The sequence below is a fragment of the Streptomyces sp. AC550_RSS872 genome (assembly GCF_019049285.1).
Lineage (GTDB): Bacteria > Actinomycetota > Actinomycetes > Streptomycetales > Streptomycetaceae > Streptomyces.
This window is the reverse complement of the sequence record NZ_JAGMUL010000021.1, coordinates 111,142-129,515: the sequence shown is the minus strand read 5'-3', so window position 1 is coordinate 129,515 and position 18,374 is coordinate 111,142. Positions and strand designations below refer to the sequence as shown.

The 18,374-nt window shown below is 65.7% G+C and carries 9 protein-coding genes and 1 pseudogene; 6 read left to right on the top strand and 4 right to left on the bottom strand.

Annotation, left to right across the window (positions count from 1 at the left end; genetic code table 11):
• The first annotated feature begins 28 nt into the window (after positions 1-28).
• Positions 29-1,198, top strand: a complete 1,170-nt coding sequence (locus KUM44_RS10205) for a helix-turn-helix domain-containing protein (protein ID WP_217207524.1) — start codon at positions 29-31, stop codon at positions 1,196-1,198.
• 260 nt (positions 1,199-1,458) lie between these two features.
• On the opposite strand, the gene KUM44_RS10200 is transcribed toward KUM44_RS10205, so the two are convergent.
• Together KUM44_RS10200 and KUM44_RS10195 are read right to left on the bottom strand one after the other, a co-directional pair.
• Positions 1,459-2,439, bottom strand: coding sequence for an ImpB/MucB/SamB family protein (locus tag KUM44_RS10200; RefSeq protein ID WP_217207478.1), 981 nt, complete (start codon positions 2,437-2,439; stop codon positions 1,459-1,461).
• A pseudogene (locus KUM44_RS10195) lies at positions 2,436-3,569 on the bottom strand (OB-fold nucleic acid binding domain-containing protein); the annotation flags it as partial. The gene KUM44_RS10200 and the pseudogene KUM44_RS10195, both read right to left, overlap by 4 nt.
• A 295-nt stretch (positions 3,570-3,864) precedes the next feature.
• On the opposite strand from KUM44_RS10195, the gene KUM44_RS10190 reads away from it, so the two are divergent.
• Positions 3,865-4,947: a hypothetical protein gene (locus tag KUM44_RS10190; RefSeq protein WP_217207477.1), complete on the top strand. Its 1,083-nt coding sequence runs from the start codon at positions 3,865-3,867 to the stop codon at positions 4,945-4,947.
• 126 nt (positions 4,948-5,073) lie between these two features.
• Positions 5,074-9,801, top strand: a complete 4,728-nt coding sequence (locus KUM44_RS10185) for an ATP-binding protein (RefSeq protein WP_217207476.1) — start codon at positions 5,074-5,076, stop codon at positions 9,799-9,801.
• 70 nt (positions 9,802-9,871) lie between these two features.
• On the opposite strand, the gene KUM44_RS10180 is transcribed toward KUM44_RS10185, so the two are convergent.
• Both KUM44_RS10180 and KUM44_RS10175 read right to left on the bottom strand, forming a co-directional pair.
• Positions 9,872-10,843: a hypothetical protein gene (locus KUM44_RS10180; RefSeq protein WP_217207523.1), complete on the bottom strand. Its 972-nt coding sequence runs from the start codon at positions 10,841-10,843 to the stop codon at positions 9,872-9,874.
• A 5-nt stretch (positions 10,844-10,848) separates the two neighbouring features.
• Positions 10,849-14,274, bottom strand: a complete 3,426-nt coding sequence (locus KUM44_RS10175; protein ID WP_217207475.1) for a DNA polymerase III subunit alpha — start codon at positions 14,272-14,274, stop codon at positions 10,849-10,851.
• 639 nt (positions 14,275-14,913) lie between these two features.
• Between KUM44_RS10175 and KUM44_RS10170 the strand changes: the two genes are divergently transcribed.
• Genes KUM44_RS10170 through KUM44_RS10160 form a run of 3 tightly spaced genes read left to right on the top strand, consistent with a single transcriptional unit; the run spans position 14,914 to position 18,212 of the window.
• Entirely contained in the window at positions 14,914-15,357 is a 444-nt protein-coding gene (locus tag KUM44_RS10170; protein WP_217207474.1) for a hypothetical protein, read from the top strand.
• On the top strand, positions 15,354-17,441 hold the full coding sequence (locus KUM44_RS10165; RefSeq protein WP_217207473.1) for a hypothetical protein: 2,088 nt from the start codon (positions 15,354-15,356) through the stop codon (positions 17,439-17,441). The genes KUM44_RS10170 and KUM44_RS10165 overlap by 4 nt, the downstream gene beginning before the upstream one ends.
• A 3-nt stretch (positions 17,442-17,444) precedes the next feature.
• Entirely contained in the window at positions 17,445-18,212 is a 768-nt protein-coding gene (locus tag KUM44_RS10160) for a hypothetical protein (protein ID WP_217207472.1), read from the top strand.
• Positions 18,213-18,374: the final 162 nt, after the last annotated feature.

Below are 18,374 nucleotides of genomic sequence, written 5' to 3'. Positions count from 1 at the left end.
TTACGCTGCGGGAATGGACCTCTCAGGGGTGGTCTCGGCGCTTCATGCGAGGCTGCCGGAACTGGGCGAGCGGATGGCGCAGCGCATCCGCTCGGACGTCGATGCCTACAAGGACGAGTCGCTGATCCCCTTCGACTCGCTGCGCCGCTCGTGCACCGCCAACGCGGACCTGCTCCTGAACCAGCTCGGCCGCGAGGGCGCGCAGGACCCGAGCCCGGCCCGGGAGACCGGGCGCCTGCGTGCCGAGCAGGGCGTGCCGCTGGCGGACACCCTGCACGCGTACCGGATCGGCTTCGAGCTCGTGTGGACGGAGATCCTCGCCGAGGCCCGCACCCATCGCGAGGTCGATGACGCCCAACTGGTGTCCCAGTCCGCGGAGATCTGGGCCCTGTTCGGCCGCTACGCGGAGGCGGTGGCGGCGGCCTACCGGGAGACGACCGCCGAGCTGACCTCGCGGCGTCAGGCGCGCCGCTCGGCACTGGTGGAGGCACTGTTCACCGGCGTCATCGCCGACCGTACGCTGTGGGAGGCCGCGCGTGAGCTGGGCCTGCCGGACCGCGGTCCCTACGTCGTCGCCGCTGCGGCTGCCGACGCTCCCGGCGAGGAGCCGCTGGCGGGAACCGAGGCGGAGCTGCGTCAGGCCCAGGTCCATTTCGCCTGGCGGTTGCTGCCCGATCAGCAGATCGGTCTGGCCGCCGTGCCCACGGCGACCGCGGAGAGGACCTGTCTGCGCATCCTGCGCCGGGCAGGCGCCCGCGTAGGCATCAGCCCGTGCTTCCACTCGCTACGGGACACCCCTCAGGCTCTGCGCTTCGCCCGTCTGGCTCTGGCCGGCCTCCAGGGCACCGGCCCCGGCGTCGCGCGGTTCGACGACGACCCGCTGGCGATGGTCGTCGGCGCCGCCCCGGCCGAGGCGGCGCACCTCGTGGAGGTGGTCCTCCAGCCGCTGCTCGATCTCCCCGCCCCGGAGCGTTCCCGCCTCCTGGAGACCATGGAGCACTGGTACGCCGCCGCCGGCTCCGCCACCGACGCGGCGCGCAACCTGTTCGTCCACCCCAACACGGTCCGCTACCGGCTGCGGCGCGTCGAGGAACTGACGGGCCGCTCCCTGTCCGATCCGCGAGCGGCGGCGGACATCGGCGCGGCGCTCCTGGCGGTCCGCCGGGCGGGCGCGTCACCCAGTGACGTACTTCAGTAACTCGACTGCGTACTTCTACCGGGGTCCTCGCCCCGGCCGGGCCGTAGGGATCGGCGGGCCGGACGAGGGCCCGAGGATTATCCAAGGTGGTCGCAGGTGGGCAGAACGACGAAGAGAGCCCACTATCACCCCACCCACGAATTGATCAGTTAGGGACGGAAGCGGAATCGTTGAAACGGCGCAGGGCGGAAAAGATGCCGTCTGACCTGCAGTAAGATCGAAATGATCACAGCATGTAGTCGTGATGTTCGCACACGTGATCAGTCCGCCAGAGTCGCCGGCTGCACGGCCTGCGGCCCGAAGCGCCGACGGGCGCGGTCCGCGGCGACTTCGGCCGCGCGGGCACGGGCATCGCCGGGATCCAGGGAGAGCTGCCAGTAGGCGTTCTCGTCCGGCAGCAGACCGTCGGCGCGGATCGCGTAGGCGCGGACGCGTGCCCGCTGCAGTCCGAGGGAGGTCAGCAGACCGAGTGCGGTCGCGGCGAGGGCGGGTGAGTGATCGGTGGGTTCCGGCAGCGCACGTGTGCGCGTGCTGGAGCTGCGGTCGGCGTACCGCACCGTGAGGGTGAGCCGACTCGCGATCCGCCCTTCACCGCGCAGACGTTGGCCGATCTGCTCGGCAAGTCCCAGCACTGCACGGTGGTGTTGGGCCGGGTCGAGGCAGTCCCGCTCCAGCACGAGGTCGGCGATCAGGTGCTCCGCCGGTTCCGACGGGGTGACGGGGCGGGGGTCGTGGCCGCGGGCGCGTTCGGCCAGCAGCCGTGCCTGGCCGGCGCCGAGGAGGCGTTGCAGCGTCGCCGAGGGCAGGTCGGTGATCTGGCCGATGGTGTGCAGGCCGTATCTGCTGAGCGTCTCCGCCGTGGCGCGGCCGATGCCGGGCAGCGCGGTGACCGGGCGGGGGTGGAGCCAGTCGGCGGCCCGCTCGGCGGGGACCCAGGTGGTCTCGCCCGGCGCGGCCGTGTCGGCCGCCATGGCTGCCAGCATCCGGTTGCCCGCGAGCCCGGCGCTGCTGTCGATACCGTAGAGGCCCTTCAGTCTCATCATCGTCATCTGGACCATGTCGTAGGGGGAGAGGTCGAAGTATCGGAGCGCTGAAGTCAGGTCGAGCTGTACGGCGCCCGGCGGGATGGCCTGCACATGAGGCGTGACACCGGACACCAGTTCGATTATGTCCCCGTACTGGGCCTCGGTCAGCCCAGCGTGCAGATGGAGGTGGGCGATGTGCCGCTGCCGTGCACTCATCCCGCGCTCCCCGGGCTTCGGTGGCCGAACTTCTTCAGATCGGCGGAACGGGTGCCGGCGGGTTGGAGGTCGGCGTACGGATGCAGCCGGGCACCCGCGGTGCCGTCGGCCAGGGTGCGCTGCGGCTGGGCGGGGGTCGGGTGCGGGCGGCTCTCGCCGAGCAGGGCGAGCGCGGCCTCGGGGCCGTTGTCCCGGCGGGCGGCGGCGATCTCGTCCAGGTCCCAGGCCATGGAGCCGACGACGGTACGGCGGGTGCCACGCACCTGGACCGTGCCACGCACCAGCAGCAACCCGCTGTGGAACACGGTGTGCGCGCAAGCCGGATGGGAGTCCTCGAAGAACGCCAGGTCGACCAGCCCGGACCCGTCCTCCAGCGTGACGAAGATGATCCGCTTGCCACTCGCGATCGGCGGCGTCTGCGTGGAGGCCCGCACCCCGGCCACGAGCACCTGCTGACCAGCCCGCATCCCGGCCAGATGCGCCGCGTCGGTCGCGCCGATCTCCCGCAGCAGCCGGTGATGGTGCTCCACCAGATGCTTGGAGACATCGATGCCAAGGGTGCTCAACTCGGCGCTCAGCGCCTCCCGCCCGGTCATCTCCGGCAACCCGCTCGGCTCCGAGCCCCCAACCGCGCCCGCGACGATGGGCAGTTGACCCTCGTGCGCGGACCGGGTCCGGGACTGCCGGTGCAACTCCGCGATCTGGAGCAGCAGATCACGCCGGGTGAGCCGGCCGTCGTGCAGACAGTTCAGGGCGCCGATCTCGGCGAGGCGCTCGGCGATGGGCCGGCTGGGACGGGCCCGCTGCCAGAAGTCCGACAGCGATCCGTACGGCTGGCTCTCCTCGATCCGAGCGCATTCGTCCTCGCTGATGCCGTGCACCGCGGACAACGCGAGCCGCACACCCCACTGCTCCCCGTCGGCCTTCTCCACGGTGTGCCGCACCCGGGATCGGTTGATGTCGACGGACAGCACTTGCACGCCGCCCCGCCGGGCGTCAGCAACCAGGACCCGCTTGGGCCACATCCCGGGATCGTGTTCGAGCAGACCCGCCAGCAGGAACGCCGGATAGTGCGCCTTGAGCCAGGCACTCTGCAGGGCCGGTACGGCGAAGGCGACCGCGTGGGCGCGTTCTTCGCGATCCGCATGTCTCGTGAGACATCGCGCCCTGAACCGCCGACGCTACTCTCCCCAGAGTTTTGGATGATCAGATAGGGACCCGGCGGCGGGCGGGATGAGACAGTGGACTTCCGGAAAAGATCCATCTCCAAACTCATCCGATCGAGGTATTTTTTGGCGTTTGAGCCCGGAGGGGAGAACGCGCATGATAGTACGCCGCGAGGTCTGCACAGCAGGTTGGCGGAACTCTCGACGGCCCTCGACTACGTCGGGCGCAACGCCTCCATTTCCTTGGAGGAAAGAAGTAATGAATCGCAGCCTCTTTGAGCTTGAGCCGCGTCTGCCAATAGACAAAACCAACCGAGAGTTCCGAATCGTACGCGAGACCGTGGGCTTTACAGCCGCCCGCCGCCTCATGGACGAGATCTTCTCAACATTCCCTGACACGGACGGGAACTTTCGCAAAGAATTTCAGACAACGGGTTTCTCCCCCCGGTTTCTTGAGTTGACCCTCTACGCAATGCTGCAGGAGCAAGGTCACCAGGTTGACAGATCCAGCGCCGCTCCCGACTTCGTGATTCGAGGTGCGCACCCGGTAGCCATCGAAGCGACAACCACCAATCCACCACAGGGCAGCACCTCAGAGACTGACGAAGACATCATGGCTGCGGTGCGCCGACTCATCCCCGACGACCTGGCCGAGGCAGAGGAAGAGTTCGTCCTCCAGGCAGGCAAGGCCATTCGTCGAAAAATGATCAAAAGAGATGCGCAGGGGCACGCATACTGGGAGAAACCTCACGTCGCAGGTGTCCCCTTTGCAATCGCCCTGGAGGCGTTCCACCACCCCAGCGCTCTAATCTTCAGCAGTACAGCTCTTGCCAACTATCTGTACGGCCAACGGGATGTTGCACACCACGACAATAATGGCCGACTCGTGATCACTAGTGAGCAAATCACCGAACACAAGAACAGAGACAAGAAGCCAATTCCAAGCGGGCTATTCAATCAGCCCGGATCTGAGCACTTGGCCGCCGTAATGTTCACAAATGATGCCACGATCTCGAAGTTCAACCGCATGGGTACAGAACGGGGATACGGGCCTGAGAACGTACACCTTATTCGAGGCGGGCTAATGTACAACACTGCCCCCGATGCAGACACTCCCACGCCTTTCAAGTATGAGGTCGTCGAATGTGAACCGGAAGAGCGTGAGAGATTTTCCGAAGGGTTCCATGTGTTCCACAATCCCAACGCGCGCCACCCGGTCTCAGTGGGAACCTTCGAAGGATGTGTCGAGCATCGCCTGCTGGAGACGGGCAGGACCTTGACCACCTGGAAGGGGCGCAGCATCTTCGCTTCAAGAACGGTCATCATTCAAGGCACAGAATAAGGACTGGAACGTCAGAGCTCAGTCACCTATGGCCACCGTGCTTCATCACAGCCCACTGCCGGGACCAGCAGCACCGGAGGCAATCTCATGAGAGGCTCCTACTAACGGCGGGGAGGAGGCAGGTCCGTGGCAGGTGAACGAGTGTCGGCCATGGGTGGCGGGGTTGCCGACAAGCTAGGCAACCGCTACGAAGGCTGGTGGACGATCTGGCGAGGCGTGGTTCCGGTCCTTCGCGGCCACTATGACTCCATCCAAGTCGAGGTTCCAGGCCCCCCTGGCGAGGCAGTGGAATTTCGTCTCTACGGCCATCAGCCGTCAGGGCCGGGCCAGGTGCATCAGTGCAAGCGCAGCCGTGCCTCTTCGTGGACGCTGAATGCCCTTCGGACAGAGGGCCTGCTGGATCCGTTCGAGCGCCATTTGAGGCAGGGAACCGAGGTGGTTTTCGCCTCGGGCAAGTCATGCGCTTTGGAGAACTTGTCGGACAAGGCTCGTCGACTCTCTCTGGACGATTGGACGGCCTCCTTCACGGAAGCCGAAGAAGCAGACGTAGACACCCTCCTTGACGCATGGGAAGCGGACCATGCCGGGGTGCGTAGTCTGCTTCGAGGCTTCACCTTCCACCTGATCAACGATCACCCCCTCAAGGACGCAGCGATAGGGTCCTTGGAGACACAAGTAACCGGGAACCCGAAGAATGCCTTGCTATTCATCGGCGATCTCCTCTTGGAGCACCTCTCGACCCCGCTGACAGCTCAGTTCCTGTGGTCGGCATTGCAAGAAGAGGGATACAGGCCTCGTGATGGGTACGACCACTCTTCTGTTGTAACCGTCCGGGAAGTCAGTGAGCGCTACGTCGAAGGAGTGCGTCGACGAAGGCCAGAAACCCTTTCATTGATCGCCCGCCCCGAGGTCGAGCAGATCGTCAATACTTTGAAGGCCCCGGCCGGAGGTCCTGGCCTAGTCGTGGTCGGCGCTCCCGGCGCCGGAAAATCCACCACGCTGGCTGAGGTATGCGCGCGGCTGGCAGCGGACGGCGTAGTTGTCGGGGCACTTCGTCTCGATGTGACGGACGCATCGTATACGGCACGTCAATTGGGAGCACAGGATGCAGTCGGCTTCGGTGCCTCTCCATCCGCGGTTCTGGAGCGAGCGGCTGCCGGTGAATCCAGTGTCCTGGTAATTGATCAACTGGATGCGCTGTCCCGTTTCAGCGGCCAGGGCGATCCCGTCCTTGGTGGGATTCGGGAAGTACTCGAGACGGCACGGGCCAGTGCTGACATGCGACTACTCGTCGCTTGCCGTCGCTACGACCTGGCCCACGACCGCCAACTCAAGAATTTGTTGGGCGACTTCACGGTGATTGACCTCGGTCCTCTCGCCGATGAGCACGTCCGCGAAGCTCTGATGGGGTTGGGAGTCGATCCCACTGGTCTGTCCGTCAGACAGCGGAATTTGCTGAGCAGTCCGTTCGCTCTGCGCTTGCTCGCAGAAATGGTCTCCGATCCCGGCGGCGGCGGGCGAGCAGAATTCGACATCGCACATGCCACAACACTGACGCAGTTGCTTGATTCCTTCGACGGTGAGATGCGTAGACGACTCATTCAGCGTCTTGGTGTCGATAGTTATGCCCAGGGTATCTCAGCGTTCGCCCGCCGGCTCAGCGGCATGGGATCCCTCTCCGCCCCTCGCAATGTCATCGGTGAACCCGGTCCGGACACACTGGACGCACTCATCGGGGAAGGCGTGCTGGTCGAGGACCGTGGCCGAGTACGCTTCTTCCACGAGGAGTACTTCGACTATGCATTCGCGAGGCAGCACATCCAAGCCAGCGGTTCGGCCGTCAGTCTGATCCAGGGCAACTCCCAGGACTTGATGTGCCGACGCCTGGTTCGTGCTGTCCTTTCCCTCGAACGCGAACTCGATCTGGACCAATACAAAGCAGATCTCGAAGCCATACTCCCGCATGCAACAGGTCGCCGATCGCACATCCGTGCAGCCGTACTGACGTGGCTGAAGTCTATTGCCCCAGTGAAGTCTTATGAGTTCGAGGATGTCATCAACCTTGCTGTCAACTCCGCCGACCCTCTCTCTCGAAATGCCACGCGTGTTCTGGTGAGCTCTGGGTTCGTCCCCCACCTGCTGAACCACGGGCTGATGGACAGCGTTAGTGCCGGCTTCGACGGTGACGTCAGCCGGCGCGCGGCTCCAAGCAACGGATTGTCAGGGTTCTCCTCAGACCAAACCCGGTGGATGCTGACCGAATCAGCGCGGGTCTCACCAGAAGAGATCTGCGCGGGCCTGGTACCTGTGGCACGTGACCCGAGCATTGCCCTGCCGTGGACGCCCATGTTCCTGTGGACGGTTTTTCTCGCTGGTCCGACCGCAGGTCAAGCCACCGTAGATCTCTACTGTGCGACCGCGATGACGGTCGGGAATGGCTACGCAGCCATGTCGGAGAGCGCAGCGGGAGAAAACGCCTCTGAACAGACCGTATTGGGCAAGGCTGTGGCTGCGCTGTTCGGCTCAAATGGATTCCACGCTCTCAGCACCCTTGCAGGGCGTACCGCCGCGCCAGTCGCGACCGCTCTGCGTGCCTGGCTTGAAACTCGGGCACAGATCGCAAGGGCTGCTGGGGCTCGTAACGCTTTCGATCATTCGATCTTTCTGTCCCGGGAGGGAACGGGTCTTCGGATCTTCCAGCGTGCCGCTGAGCGTGATCCGCTTGCTTTCCTGGAGAAGCTGACCGAGCCGTTGCTCGCAGAGCTCAAGGAGATCGACTTCGAGGTGAGGTGGCATCCCACCGGAACTCCGGATGACGGCGGCCCCGGGCTACGGGATAGAGGTTTCGGCACGGCCGTTGGATTGCCTCCTGATCTGGAAGGGGAAGTGGTCGAGGGATTGCAGACGGCACTGTGTCTGGCTGCCGCCGAACATCCGGCCGAGGGGGCCCAGTACCTTGAGCAGTGCACCTCGACTGATCTCCTTTTGGCTCATCAACTTGCAGCCTCCGCCTTCAGTCAGTGCGCGCCAGAGCTGCACCCGGCTGCTCTGGCCTGGGCTTCACGAGGCGATGTGCGTGGCCTTCCTCTGAATTCCACGGTTGCCTGGGCTTGGGGTGAGGTCCTGGCCCATCTTGCGGACGTAGGTACAGAGTCGATCCGAGAAAGCGCAGTTGCCCTGGCCATCGCACCGTATGCATCGCTGGACCTTGATGCCGCCTCCGCCTCGGTGAGTAGCTCCAGTTCAACCGCCACTTCCGTGAGCAGAGATCAGCAACTGGCCCATGAGCAGCTCGTGGTGCTCTCCCTCATCGAACGGCGGATTGGTGCCCGCCTTGAACAATCGGCGCGTGAACGGCTCACTCGGCTGACGGAATCATTCGGGTCGGCGCCGACAACCTCCGACGCGTGGGTACACCAACTCCGGGGAGGGGACTCCGAATCTGAACCGGGACCGCTGACCGATGACCAATGGATCGAAGCAATCAACAACTACGACCAATTCCCGGTTCGCCTGGGGACTTTGGAGTCAGCGGCGCGTTCTGAGCCTGCCCGGTTTGCGCGATGCGTGACGGCTCGCATCGGTCCGCAGCACGATCACCGGTGCACGCTCGCTGTCCTCCGCGGGATTGGCAGTGCTCTTGATCTGCCCTCTGACGGGATACTCAGTGCGGTCGTCGACACGGTCGCAACTGTGTCGGGTTGGGGAGTCGCAGCCTTCAATCGGCAACTGTGCTCACTGCTGGACAAGCTTGCGGGTGCGCAATTGCCTGAGCGGGTACTCGCCTGGCTCGTCGCTGTGGCTACGACTGCGGTCGACCCGAGCCCGAGTGCGGCGCCCGATCCCGGCGAGGAGCACGCCAATGCGGGTCTGAATTCTGACCGAGGTGCTGCGGCTTTCTGCATCGCACAACTGCTTGGCCCGGGGGAGCACAGAGCGGAGCGGCTGAAGGCACTCCTGCCGGCCATCCGGAGCCTTGTGGTTGATGACGCAGACCAGGTCCGCATCTGGTGTCCAGTGATCCTGACCCGCGTCCATCTGTCGGACCAGGGTGCTGCCTCTGAACTGAGCAGCCACTGGCTCAGTCTGGCCGATGACGCCCAGTTCGTCGCCCCCTACCTTGACCGGCTCACGTGGCAACTGCTCCGTAGCAATGCAGATCTGGGACTTACCCTCGTCCAACGCATGCTGGAGGCCGACTCACCGGATGCCCGCCGACGCGGCGGTACCCTCGCTGCGATGGCCGCTTTCCTGGGCATTGGGTCCTTGGAGCCGGAGCGGAGACCGCACCCGCAAGATCTGTTCGAACAGAGCCTCCTTGATGCGGCTTCACGCAGCGGAGTGGCCGAAGCGCTGGCCGTGCACGTCGAGGATCTGCCTCAGGTATCCCGGGTCTCGGATGCCGAGGTGGGCGCGGATGAGGGACTACTTGTACGCCTACTCGACGATGAAGATCAGGCTGTGCGCAAAGCAGCGATCGGGTTCGTACGCCATGTAAACGGATCGTTGATCAGGCGCGAGCGGCTCTTGACGGCTCTGGTACCGACATTGGCGTTCGCAGATGCCCCTCAGGAGGTCTTTCACGCACTCGACCAAGCAGGGGCAGAGTTGCCGGTTGCTGCGGGGCTGTCCTTGTGTGAAACCTGGCTCAGCGCTGGCAATCGGACTGTGGGCGACATCAGTACGCGCGACTCCGCGATCGCCTTTGAGGTAGCCGATGTTGTTCTCTCCCTCTATGCCAGTACTCGTGCAGGGAGCTCGGAGCGTGAGCGCACTCTGGATCTCTTGGACTCCTTGGTAGAGGCCGGGGCGATCGACATCGACAGGAAGACCGACGAATGGGCAAGCCAGTGATGTGACCCAGGGGGCGCAGACCTCGTGATCGCTCTCGGCATGTGTTCAGCGCTGTCGGCATCCCAGGCGGTCACACCAGTCCCGCTGTGCTGGCGGGTCGAACTGCATTGGGCCCGAAGCGGGCCCTAGCCCTATCAGCTGCGGCCTCGATCCGGCGTGTCTTGTCGTCGCTGGTACCGAAGGTGAGCTGTCGAGTGGCCGAGTTCGCGTCGAACAGGCCGTCCGCCCGCAGGGTGATGCCTCGGACCCTGGCTCGCTGCAGGCCGAGGGTGGCGTACAACGCGTAGGTGGCAAGGCGCAGTTGTGGGCTGTGTGCGGTGGGCTCCGACAAGGTGCGGTTGCGCGTGGTCGTCGAGTGATCGGCGTATCTGACGGTCAGGCTCAGGGATCGACAGACCTGTTGTTCGCTGCGGAGTTGGGTTCCGAGGCGTTCGACCAGGTGTGACAGGACACGGCGCTGCTGGTCCGGATTGAGTTCGTCTCGCCCGAAATGGTGTTCTGCGCAGAGGGAACGAGGCAGGGCTCCGGGGGTGACACGAGTGGGGTCGATACCGGCCGCCCGCTGGTGTAGCTGCCGCCCGGCGGCCGTGCCCAGGATGCGTTGAAGTGTGGACAGCGGTGTGACCGCAATCGTGTCGAGGGTGGTCAGGCCGTAGGAGGCCAAGGTGCGTACTGTCGCCGGCCCTACTCCTGGCAGGGCTGCCGCCGGCAGACCTGCCAGGAAGGCGACGATGTCCTGAGGGGTGTCGGGGATGGTGCGGATCGCGCCGGGTGCTCCGCGGTTGGCGGCCAGTTGCGCGAGCAGCGGGTTGGGGGCGACGCCGATCGTGCAGTCGGCGTCGAAACCTGCGGCAGCACGCATGCGGATCAGGGCCGCCAGCTCGGTGGCGTCGCGATCGAAGTACCGCACGCTCCCCGACACGTCTACGTATGCCGCATCGGGTGGTAGTCCCTGCACGACCGGGGTGACCTCGCCGAGCATTCCCAGAAGTTGACGAAACATTTCTTCGCGGCATGGGCCGAAGTGGATGTAGAGGATCATCGTGGTCACCCGGCACTTCCAGGGCTGGAGTGGTGGAAGGTTCTTCCGTTGATGGCCGGAGCACCTGGAGGCTTCAAGTCGGCCCAGGGGTGCAGTTCATATCCGGTGGGCTGGGTAATGGTCCGGCGTGCGGCGGTCGGGCCGGCTGCGGCCGCCGGACGGGCGAGGTGGTTAGCGACGGCGGTTGGGCCTCCGTCGCGATACAGGTCGATGAGTTCGGCCAGATTCCAGGCGGCGGTGCCGGTGATGCTGAAGGCGCGCGGCGGGCGCCGGGCTACCGTTCCGCGCACCAGCAACAGGCTGCTGTGGAAGACCGTGTGGGCGCAGCGTGCGTGGCTGTCCTCGAAGAATGCCAGGTCAGACAGGCCGCTGGGATCGTCGAGGGTGGCGAAGATGACGCGCTTGCCGGAGCGGACTGGCGGGGTCTGGGTGGCGACCTTGATGCCGGCGACCAGGACAGGGGTGCCATGCCGCAGATGCGGCAGGTCGGCGGCAGGGGTCGCACCGATGTCGGCCAGCAAGGATTGGTGATCTTCTAGCAAGTGCCGTGAGATGTCCATGCCGAGTACGTCGAGTTCCGCGGCGAGTTGCTCGGAGGTACTCATGACCGGCAGTCCCGCCGCAGTGCTGCCATCCCCCGGCGTGTCGAAGTCGTTGTCCATAGGGAGTTGTCCCGAGGTGGAGTCATGACCTCGGCTGGATCGGTGAAACTCGGCGATCTGCAGCAGCAACTCACGCCGAGGTCCGAAGACATCCATCGCCCCGACCTGGGCCAGGCGTTCGGCCAACGGCCGACTGGGCCGGGCGCGCTGCCAGAAGTCGCCCAATGAGGTGTAGGGCTGCGCGCCGGTGATTCGCTCGGCCTCGGCCTCGGTGATGCCGCGCACTTGGGACAGACCTACCCGAACTCCCCACTTACCAGACACCAGTTCGATTGTGTGTGCGGACTGCGAGTGGTTGATGTCGGGCAGCAGGAGAGGGACCCCATGCCGACGGGCATCTGCGGCCAGGACTCTCTTGTGGTACATCCCCGGATCATGGGTGAGCAGTCCGGCCAGCAAAGCCGCCATCCGGTGGGCCTTGAGCCAGCTGGACTGGTACGCAGGCTGCGCGAATGCCGCTGCGTGCGCTTTCGCGAAGCCGAAACTTCCGAAGCTTTCCAGGATCTCCCAGACCTCTCGGATGACCTGCGCCTGGTAACCGCGGACGCGGGCCTCAGCGGCGAACCAGGCCCGCATACGGCCGCGTCGGTCTGGTTCGGACAGTGCCCGGCGGGCCTCATCGGCCATTCCACGGTCGCAGCCTGTCATCGTGGTCATGATCGCGATGACCTGTTCATGGAAGACCACCTGCCCTTTGGTCTCCTCCAGGATCGGCTTCAGGTGCGGATGTGGATAGCGGGCCTGGGTTCGGCCGTCGCGGGCCTCGATCATCGGGCTCACCATGTTCGCGGCCACAGGGCCCGGCCGGAACAGGCTGATGTCGATGATCAGGTCGAGGAACGACCGTGGCCGCAGATTTCTGACCAGCTCGCGCTGGCCTGGGCTTTCGAGCTGGAACGTACCCAAGGTGTCACCGGATGTGATCAGGTCGTAGGTTGCCGGATCGTCGGGCGGCACCTGTGCCGGGTCGTCCAGGTCGAGGTGCTCGCCGGTGGCCCGCTCGATCTCGGCGACGGCGTGGGCGAGCGCTGACTGCATCCGCACGCCGATGATGTCGATCTTTGGGTGGCCAGTGTCCTCGATGTCTTCCTTGTCGAACTGGGCCATGGCGATGCCCTCAACGGTGGTCGGCATCACCGGAGTGCGCGCGAGCAACCCGGCGTTGGACACCAGGAGTCCACACGGGTGCATGGCGGCCTCGTGCGGCAGGCCGTCCAGCATTTCCACCAGTTCCCACAACCGGCCGTGATCCTCACCGGCGACTTCGCGGAGCTCCGGCAGTTCGGTCAGTGCCGCCCGCGCGTCCCGGGCCCGGATGTGAGGAAACGCCTTGGATAGCTCAGCAGCCCGATCAGGGTCCACACCCCGCGCCCGCGCCACGTCCTCGATCGCCCCACGCACTCGGTACGTCTTGTACACCGCAAGCGTCGCCACTCTCGCCGCCCCGAATCTCTCGCGTACCGCCTGATAGACCTCGAGCCTCCGAGCCGACTCCACGTCCAGGTCGATGTCGGGCAACGCGGATCGCCGCGCGGACAAGAACCGCTCCATGACCAGGCCGTGCGCCACCGGGTCGACCGGGCTGATCCCCAGCAGGTGAGTGACCAGCGACCCGACTCCCGAGCCACGCGCCGCGACCCGGATGCCCATCTTCTTGGCCTCCGTCGCGACCTCGGCGACGGTCAGGAAGTAGCTGGCGAAGCGGTGCCCGGCGATGATCCGAAGTTCATCCTCCAGTCGGTCCCACCGCGCTACTTCCCGGTGATAGCCACGGTTCATCATGCCCGCCGCGCACCGTTCGGCCAGCACTCGGTCGGCCGACTCCGCAGTGGCACCCACCAAATCGGGCTCCGGCAGATTCAGCCGCCCCAGTCCGAATGCCTCGCCCGGATCGACCACGCAGGCCGCCGCCGTTTCCTCGGTCGCTTTCAGTAGCTGCTGTGCCTCAGCGCCGCGTCCGCCCATCGCTTCGGCGACCTGCCCAGCTATCCGTTCCATCTCTCCGGCGTCCTTCAGCCATCGCTGCCCGCTGTCCAGCCGTGCCGCGTCCCGGCTGTCGATCGGTATCAGCAAACGCGCGGAATCCAGGATGTCGGCGACCTCCCGCTGGTACGGGTCGGCATATCGCACGCTGTTGCTGAGAACGGCCTCCACCTGCTGCTCGGCGGCGAAGCCTGCCATCCGTGCGGCCAAGCGCAGCGATCCCGGTCCGGTGCCAGGCCGTCCGTGGCAGACCACTTCCAGCCGCAGTGCCTCCCCGAACCGCTCCCGCCATGGCTCCAGCAGCAGCGCCGCTCGGTCCGGCCGCCCCGATGCCAGTGCGCGCCCTACCTCGGAACCCGCCCCGAGCAGCACGAACACCCCATCGTCGCCGCCGGTCAGGTCCTCCCATCGGATTCCCTCAGCCGACGCAGTCGATATCAGACGGCACAGCTCGGCCCAGCCAGATGCGGACCGAGCCAGGAACACCGCTCGGAAGGGTGCTTCCGTCACAAAGGCACCCCCCTTGGCCGGAGTGCGCTGCCGTTCCGTCCCAGGCAACCGGGATCCCGGCACGCCGGGCACTGCCAGATCAGTACCGAACAGAGGTCGCACTCCAGCTCGCTCGCACGCCTTCGCAAAGCGCACGGCGCCGGCAAGGGAGTCCCTGTCGGTCAGTGCCAGAGCGTCCAGTCCGCGTTCCGCCGCCCGCTCCACAAGCGCATGCGGATGGCTGGCCCCGTAGCGCAGCGAGTAGCCACTGGCGACATGGAGATGCGTAAACGACATACACACCTCCTGGTACCCACAAGCCCCCCTCCGTCCGCCTCATCCCGCGAGGTCATCACCATAACTCAAGAGTCGCACATTCGTTCGATCACCGCATCTGGGACGACCTCACCCCTGGCGCGATGAGCATGCGGCCGGGCATCTCGTCGAATCAGCAGCTGAAGACACGCAGATCCCGAGCTCGGAAGCGGCCATCCGCTCGACGGCTACTGCATCGCCTACACCCGGCCGGGCCAGGCCGACACCCGCTGCTTCCATACCTGCACGAGCAGGGCCTGCCCACCCGACCTGGATCACCGAGGGCCCCGATGCACCCCACTACCACCGGGCGTATACCGGATTCACAGCACCCACACCAGTGCGTTCAAGTCAATTCCGGACAATCACCCAAAGTAGCGCTTTGGCCAAGTTGCGCCGTAGCTGAAACATGAACCACCGCCCATCCTGGGCTTTACGGAGGATTGCGGGGCCCGACACTTCGCGCCTCGGATCCGAGTCGGCCGGATTCATATGCTTGATAATTACTTATTCCGATATATGGCAAATACTTTCGATTGCCGACCTCCACGCCGCCATCCACCCTGATGTGTCGAATATGCTGCCGACCCCTGCGCACCTCACTGGACAGGGGAATCGACCATGGGGGACGCGTTGGACATCATGCAGGTCGCGGGCGTGGGGGCTGCCGCCCTTGTCACCGAGATGGTCAAGAACACCTGGGAGTCAGTACGGGACTCGGTAGCCCGCTTCTTCCAGCGGGGCGGTGAGGAGAGCGCCGAGCAAGAACTGCGGCTCATCGACACAGCGCGGCAGCGGCTCGTGGGCAGTGCGGAGGGCGAACGGGCTTCGGTGGAGGAGCAGCTGCGCAGCCAGCTGATGATCCAGTTGGCGGCGTTCCTGCAGAAGCATCCGGACACGGCACAAGAGCTACAGAACCTGGCTGACCAGGTCCAGGAGGCTGACGAGGGCTCCAGGGCGCGGACGAGCGTGCATGGCAACACCAACAGCCAGGTCGTTATCGCCGGCGGAGCTATCAATGCCTCGGGCGGCTTCCACTACAGGACTCCGGAGGGGGGCCGGTGAGTGAGGAGACCGAACGCGGTTCCGTCCCGCCGCCCTTCGATCCGCCGGTCCCCATCCCGGCGCCCGAACTGCGGGTGGACGTAGGTAACAACCAGAACTCGAAGATCATCGTGGCTGCCGGCTCCGTCACCATGACGAGCAAGCCGCAGCTGCCGGTGACCGGCATTCCGCAGGCGGAGCTCGACGTCGTACGTCTCGCGTGGGTGGGCCTGAGTTCGCGGGACGAGGAGGTGCGGACGGCAGGAGAGGCCATCGATCGTCTGACCGGGGGTGGGCCTCGGCTGGCCGTCATCGCCGGACCGGGCGGCTACGGCAAACGCACCGCCGGAATCAAGGCCCTGTGGGAGATCTCCCAGAAGGGACAGGCCGCTCCTGGCAAGCCGCTGGCCCTTCGGGAGATCCGGCCCGACTGGGAGAGGCCACACTCCCCGGACATCTCCGTGCTGCCCGACGAGCCGGGCACGGGGTACCTGCTCGACGTGGCCGCAGAGATCAGTTTCTGGCGCAACGTGGGCAACTTCGCGGAACAGCTGGTGAGTTACGCCGAGGAGCTGCTCTATGTGGGCTCGTACCTGGTCGTGATCGCCGACGAGCACGGGTGGCCCGAAGCCGCCTCCGGCACGCTGGCCCGGGTCGTCGCCCGCGCAACGACGAAGCCCTGCGCTCAACGAGTGGCACGGACGCACCTGGAGTACGTCCATCGCAAGCCCGACCGTATCCGTTGGCTCAACACGGCTTCCGCCGGAACAGGTCTGGTCGGCAAGGCCGCACATCTACTGACCGATGACAGCCGTCCAGCGGACGGCGCCCGCCTGGCCGACAAGCTCGCCTCCGCCGAGGACTCCGCAGAGGGCTTGAAGGCGGCGCTCAGCGCCTTCCAGGAGTGGCGATCCGACGTCCAGAAGGTCTTCGCCGAGACCGAGGACAAACCGGAGGACCGCGCGCTGCTCGTCTCCAGCCTGTTCCTCAACAACAAGGACGCGCTGACCATCCAGGACGGATCCAGGATGCTCCTGGACGAGCCCCGGGAGACCAGCGTTCGGACGATCCTGACCGGGCCCGATCTGACCACCCGGCTCAAGGCCTTGGGCGCGAAGGTCACCGGTCGGACCGTCACGCTCGACCACCAGCGCGGATACGCCCGAGCCGTCCTGCTCCACCTCTGGCAACAACGTGCCGACATCCACCTGCCGTTGCTGACGTGGCTCGACACCATCACATCTCCCAAGGGACCCGGGGCCGATCGGCTCGCTCCCATCGGCGACCTCCTGGTGGAGCTGGCCGTCGCGGAGAACGACATTCGCGTCATCAAGCAGATCCACGCCTGGATCGACAACGGCGACAGCAGCGCCGAGCACTTGGAGCTGATCGCTCGCGTCCTCACGGTCGCCGCCGAGGCGGACACTTTGGGCGCCGAGGTGCGTTCCCTGCTGCTGGACTCGGCGCAAGAGTCTTCGGAAGCCGTGGCGACCGTCGTCGCTCTGGTCTGCCAGGGAGACTTCGCGGACCACTACCCACGCCAGGCCCTCGTACGGCTGCGGCACATCCTCGACCGGCCCAACACCGATGGCGCCGTGCTCGTGGCCCAGCGGGCGCTGCGGGGCATCGCCGCGCGTGACGGTCAGCTGCCCCGCGTGTGGAGCACCGTCATCAAGTGGGCCACCGAGAAGAAGCACCTGGCCGGCCACCGGGCCTTTCTCTCGCTCCTGGATCCCCGCATCGATCCGTACGTCCTACAGGTCATGCTGGCAGCCGCGGAGCAGAAGGAAGACGTCAAAGAGGCGCTCATCCAGGGCTGGAACGTGGCGCTGGCCGACGACCGGGTCGACGCCGAGTGCCGTGAGCTGCTGACCGCCTGGGCGCAGTTCCGGCAGACGACAGAGGTGTCGCGTGAACTCGTGACAGAGATCCTCAACGAAATCGTTGTACAGCACCTGTACTCCACGCCGATCTCGGCGCTCATCTTCGGCGAACCCGGCGTGGCCAACGACGAGGCCGTCATCGAGCTGCGCAAGGACCTCAGACTGCCCGCGGCTCTTTCGGCGGCGCGCCTCAATTACGAGTCCGCTCCTGTGGAGTCCTGATCCGTGGCCTCCTCAGCCTGGTCGCGCCGCCGTATGCGCAGGGCAGTGCGGCGCGGCCTGACCGATTTCGAGGTCCGGCTGCGCAGTTCGCGTCCCGGGATCGGCTTCGTCGCCCGCATCACGGCCACGATCCTCACCGAGCCGCCCTATCCGGCCGCGAGCGAGGAGCTCGCAGCGGCCGTCCGTAGGATTCTCAGGAAGGCGGCGGCCGATGTCGCCGTGGGGTGCGATCCGGCGGATCTCGCCACAGCGCGGGATGTCGTCGCGGAACACCTACGCACGAAGCGCTCGCTGTCCACAGATCCGCCTGTCGAGTTTCGGGCCTCGCTCGCGCTCGATCTGCCGCCCGACGACCAGGCCGCCGTCGCTGCTCTGCTGTCCGCGCAGCGACAACAGGCTGTGATCGACATCCTGCGCCGGCAGGCGGCCGAAGCGGTTGCCTCCGAACTAGCCGACCCCGTCGCCCTGTTGGTGCGATGGATCGAACAGGACGACGCCGACTGGTCCAAGCTCTCCACCGTTCTCAGCGACGCAAACAAAGTGGCAGAGGCGTTCGCCCGGTACCGGCCCGAGCACGAGCGGACGGTCGAGCATCAGGCCCTTGAGGTGCTACGCGAATTCCTGGCCAGCTTCCCCGAGCCCAGTCAGAAGCGCATGCTCTACACGCTGCTGACCGCAGGCATGGAGAGCGCCCAGCGCCCTCAACATGCCTTGAAAGCACAGGCGTTACTCAACGGGCACGCGTCGTCAGTCATGGCGGGTGACGCGTGACCAGGCTGGCGGCTCCGCGCTCTGCCTACCAGACGGCGGGATGCCGGTGAGTACGCTTGTACTGCGGTGGCTGCTGTCGCCCCGGACCAGTTGGCATGCGTGGCGCCTTGTACAGGCCAGCGACGGCGCCCTCTCCTTCGATACGGCTTGGCGACGTACACG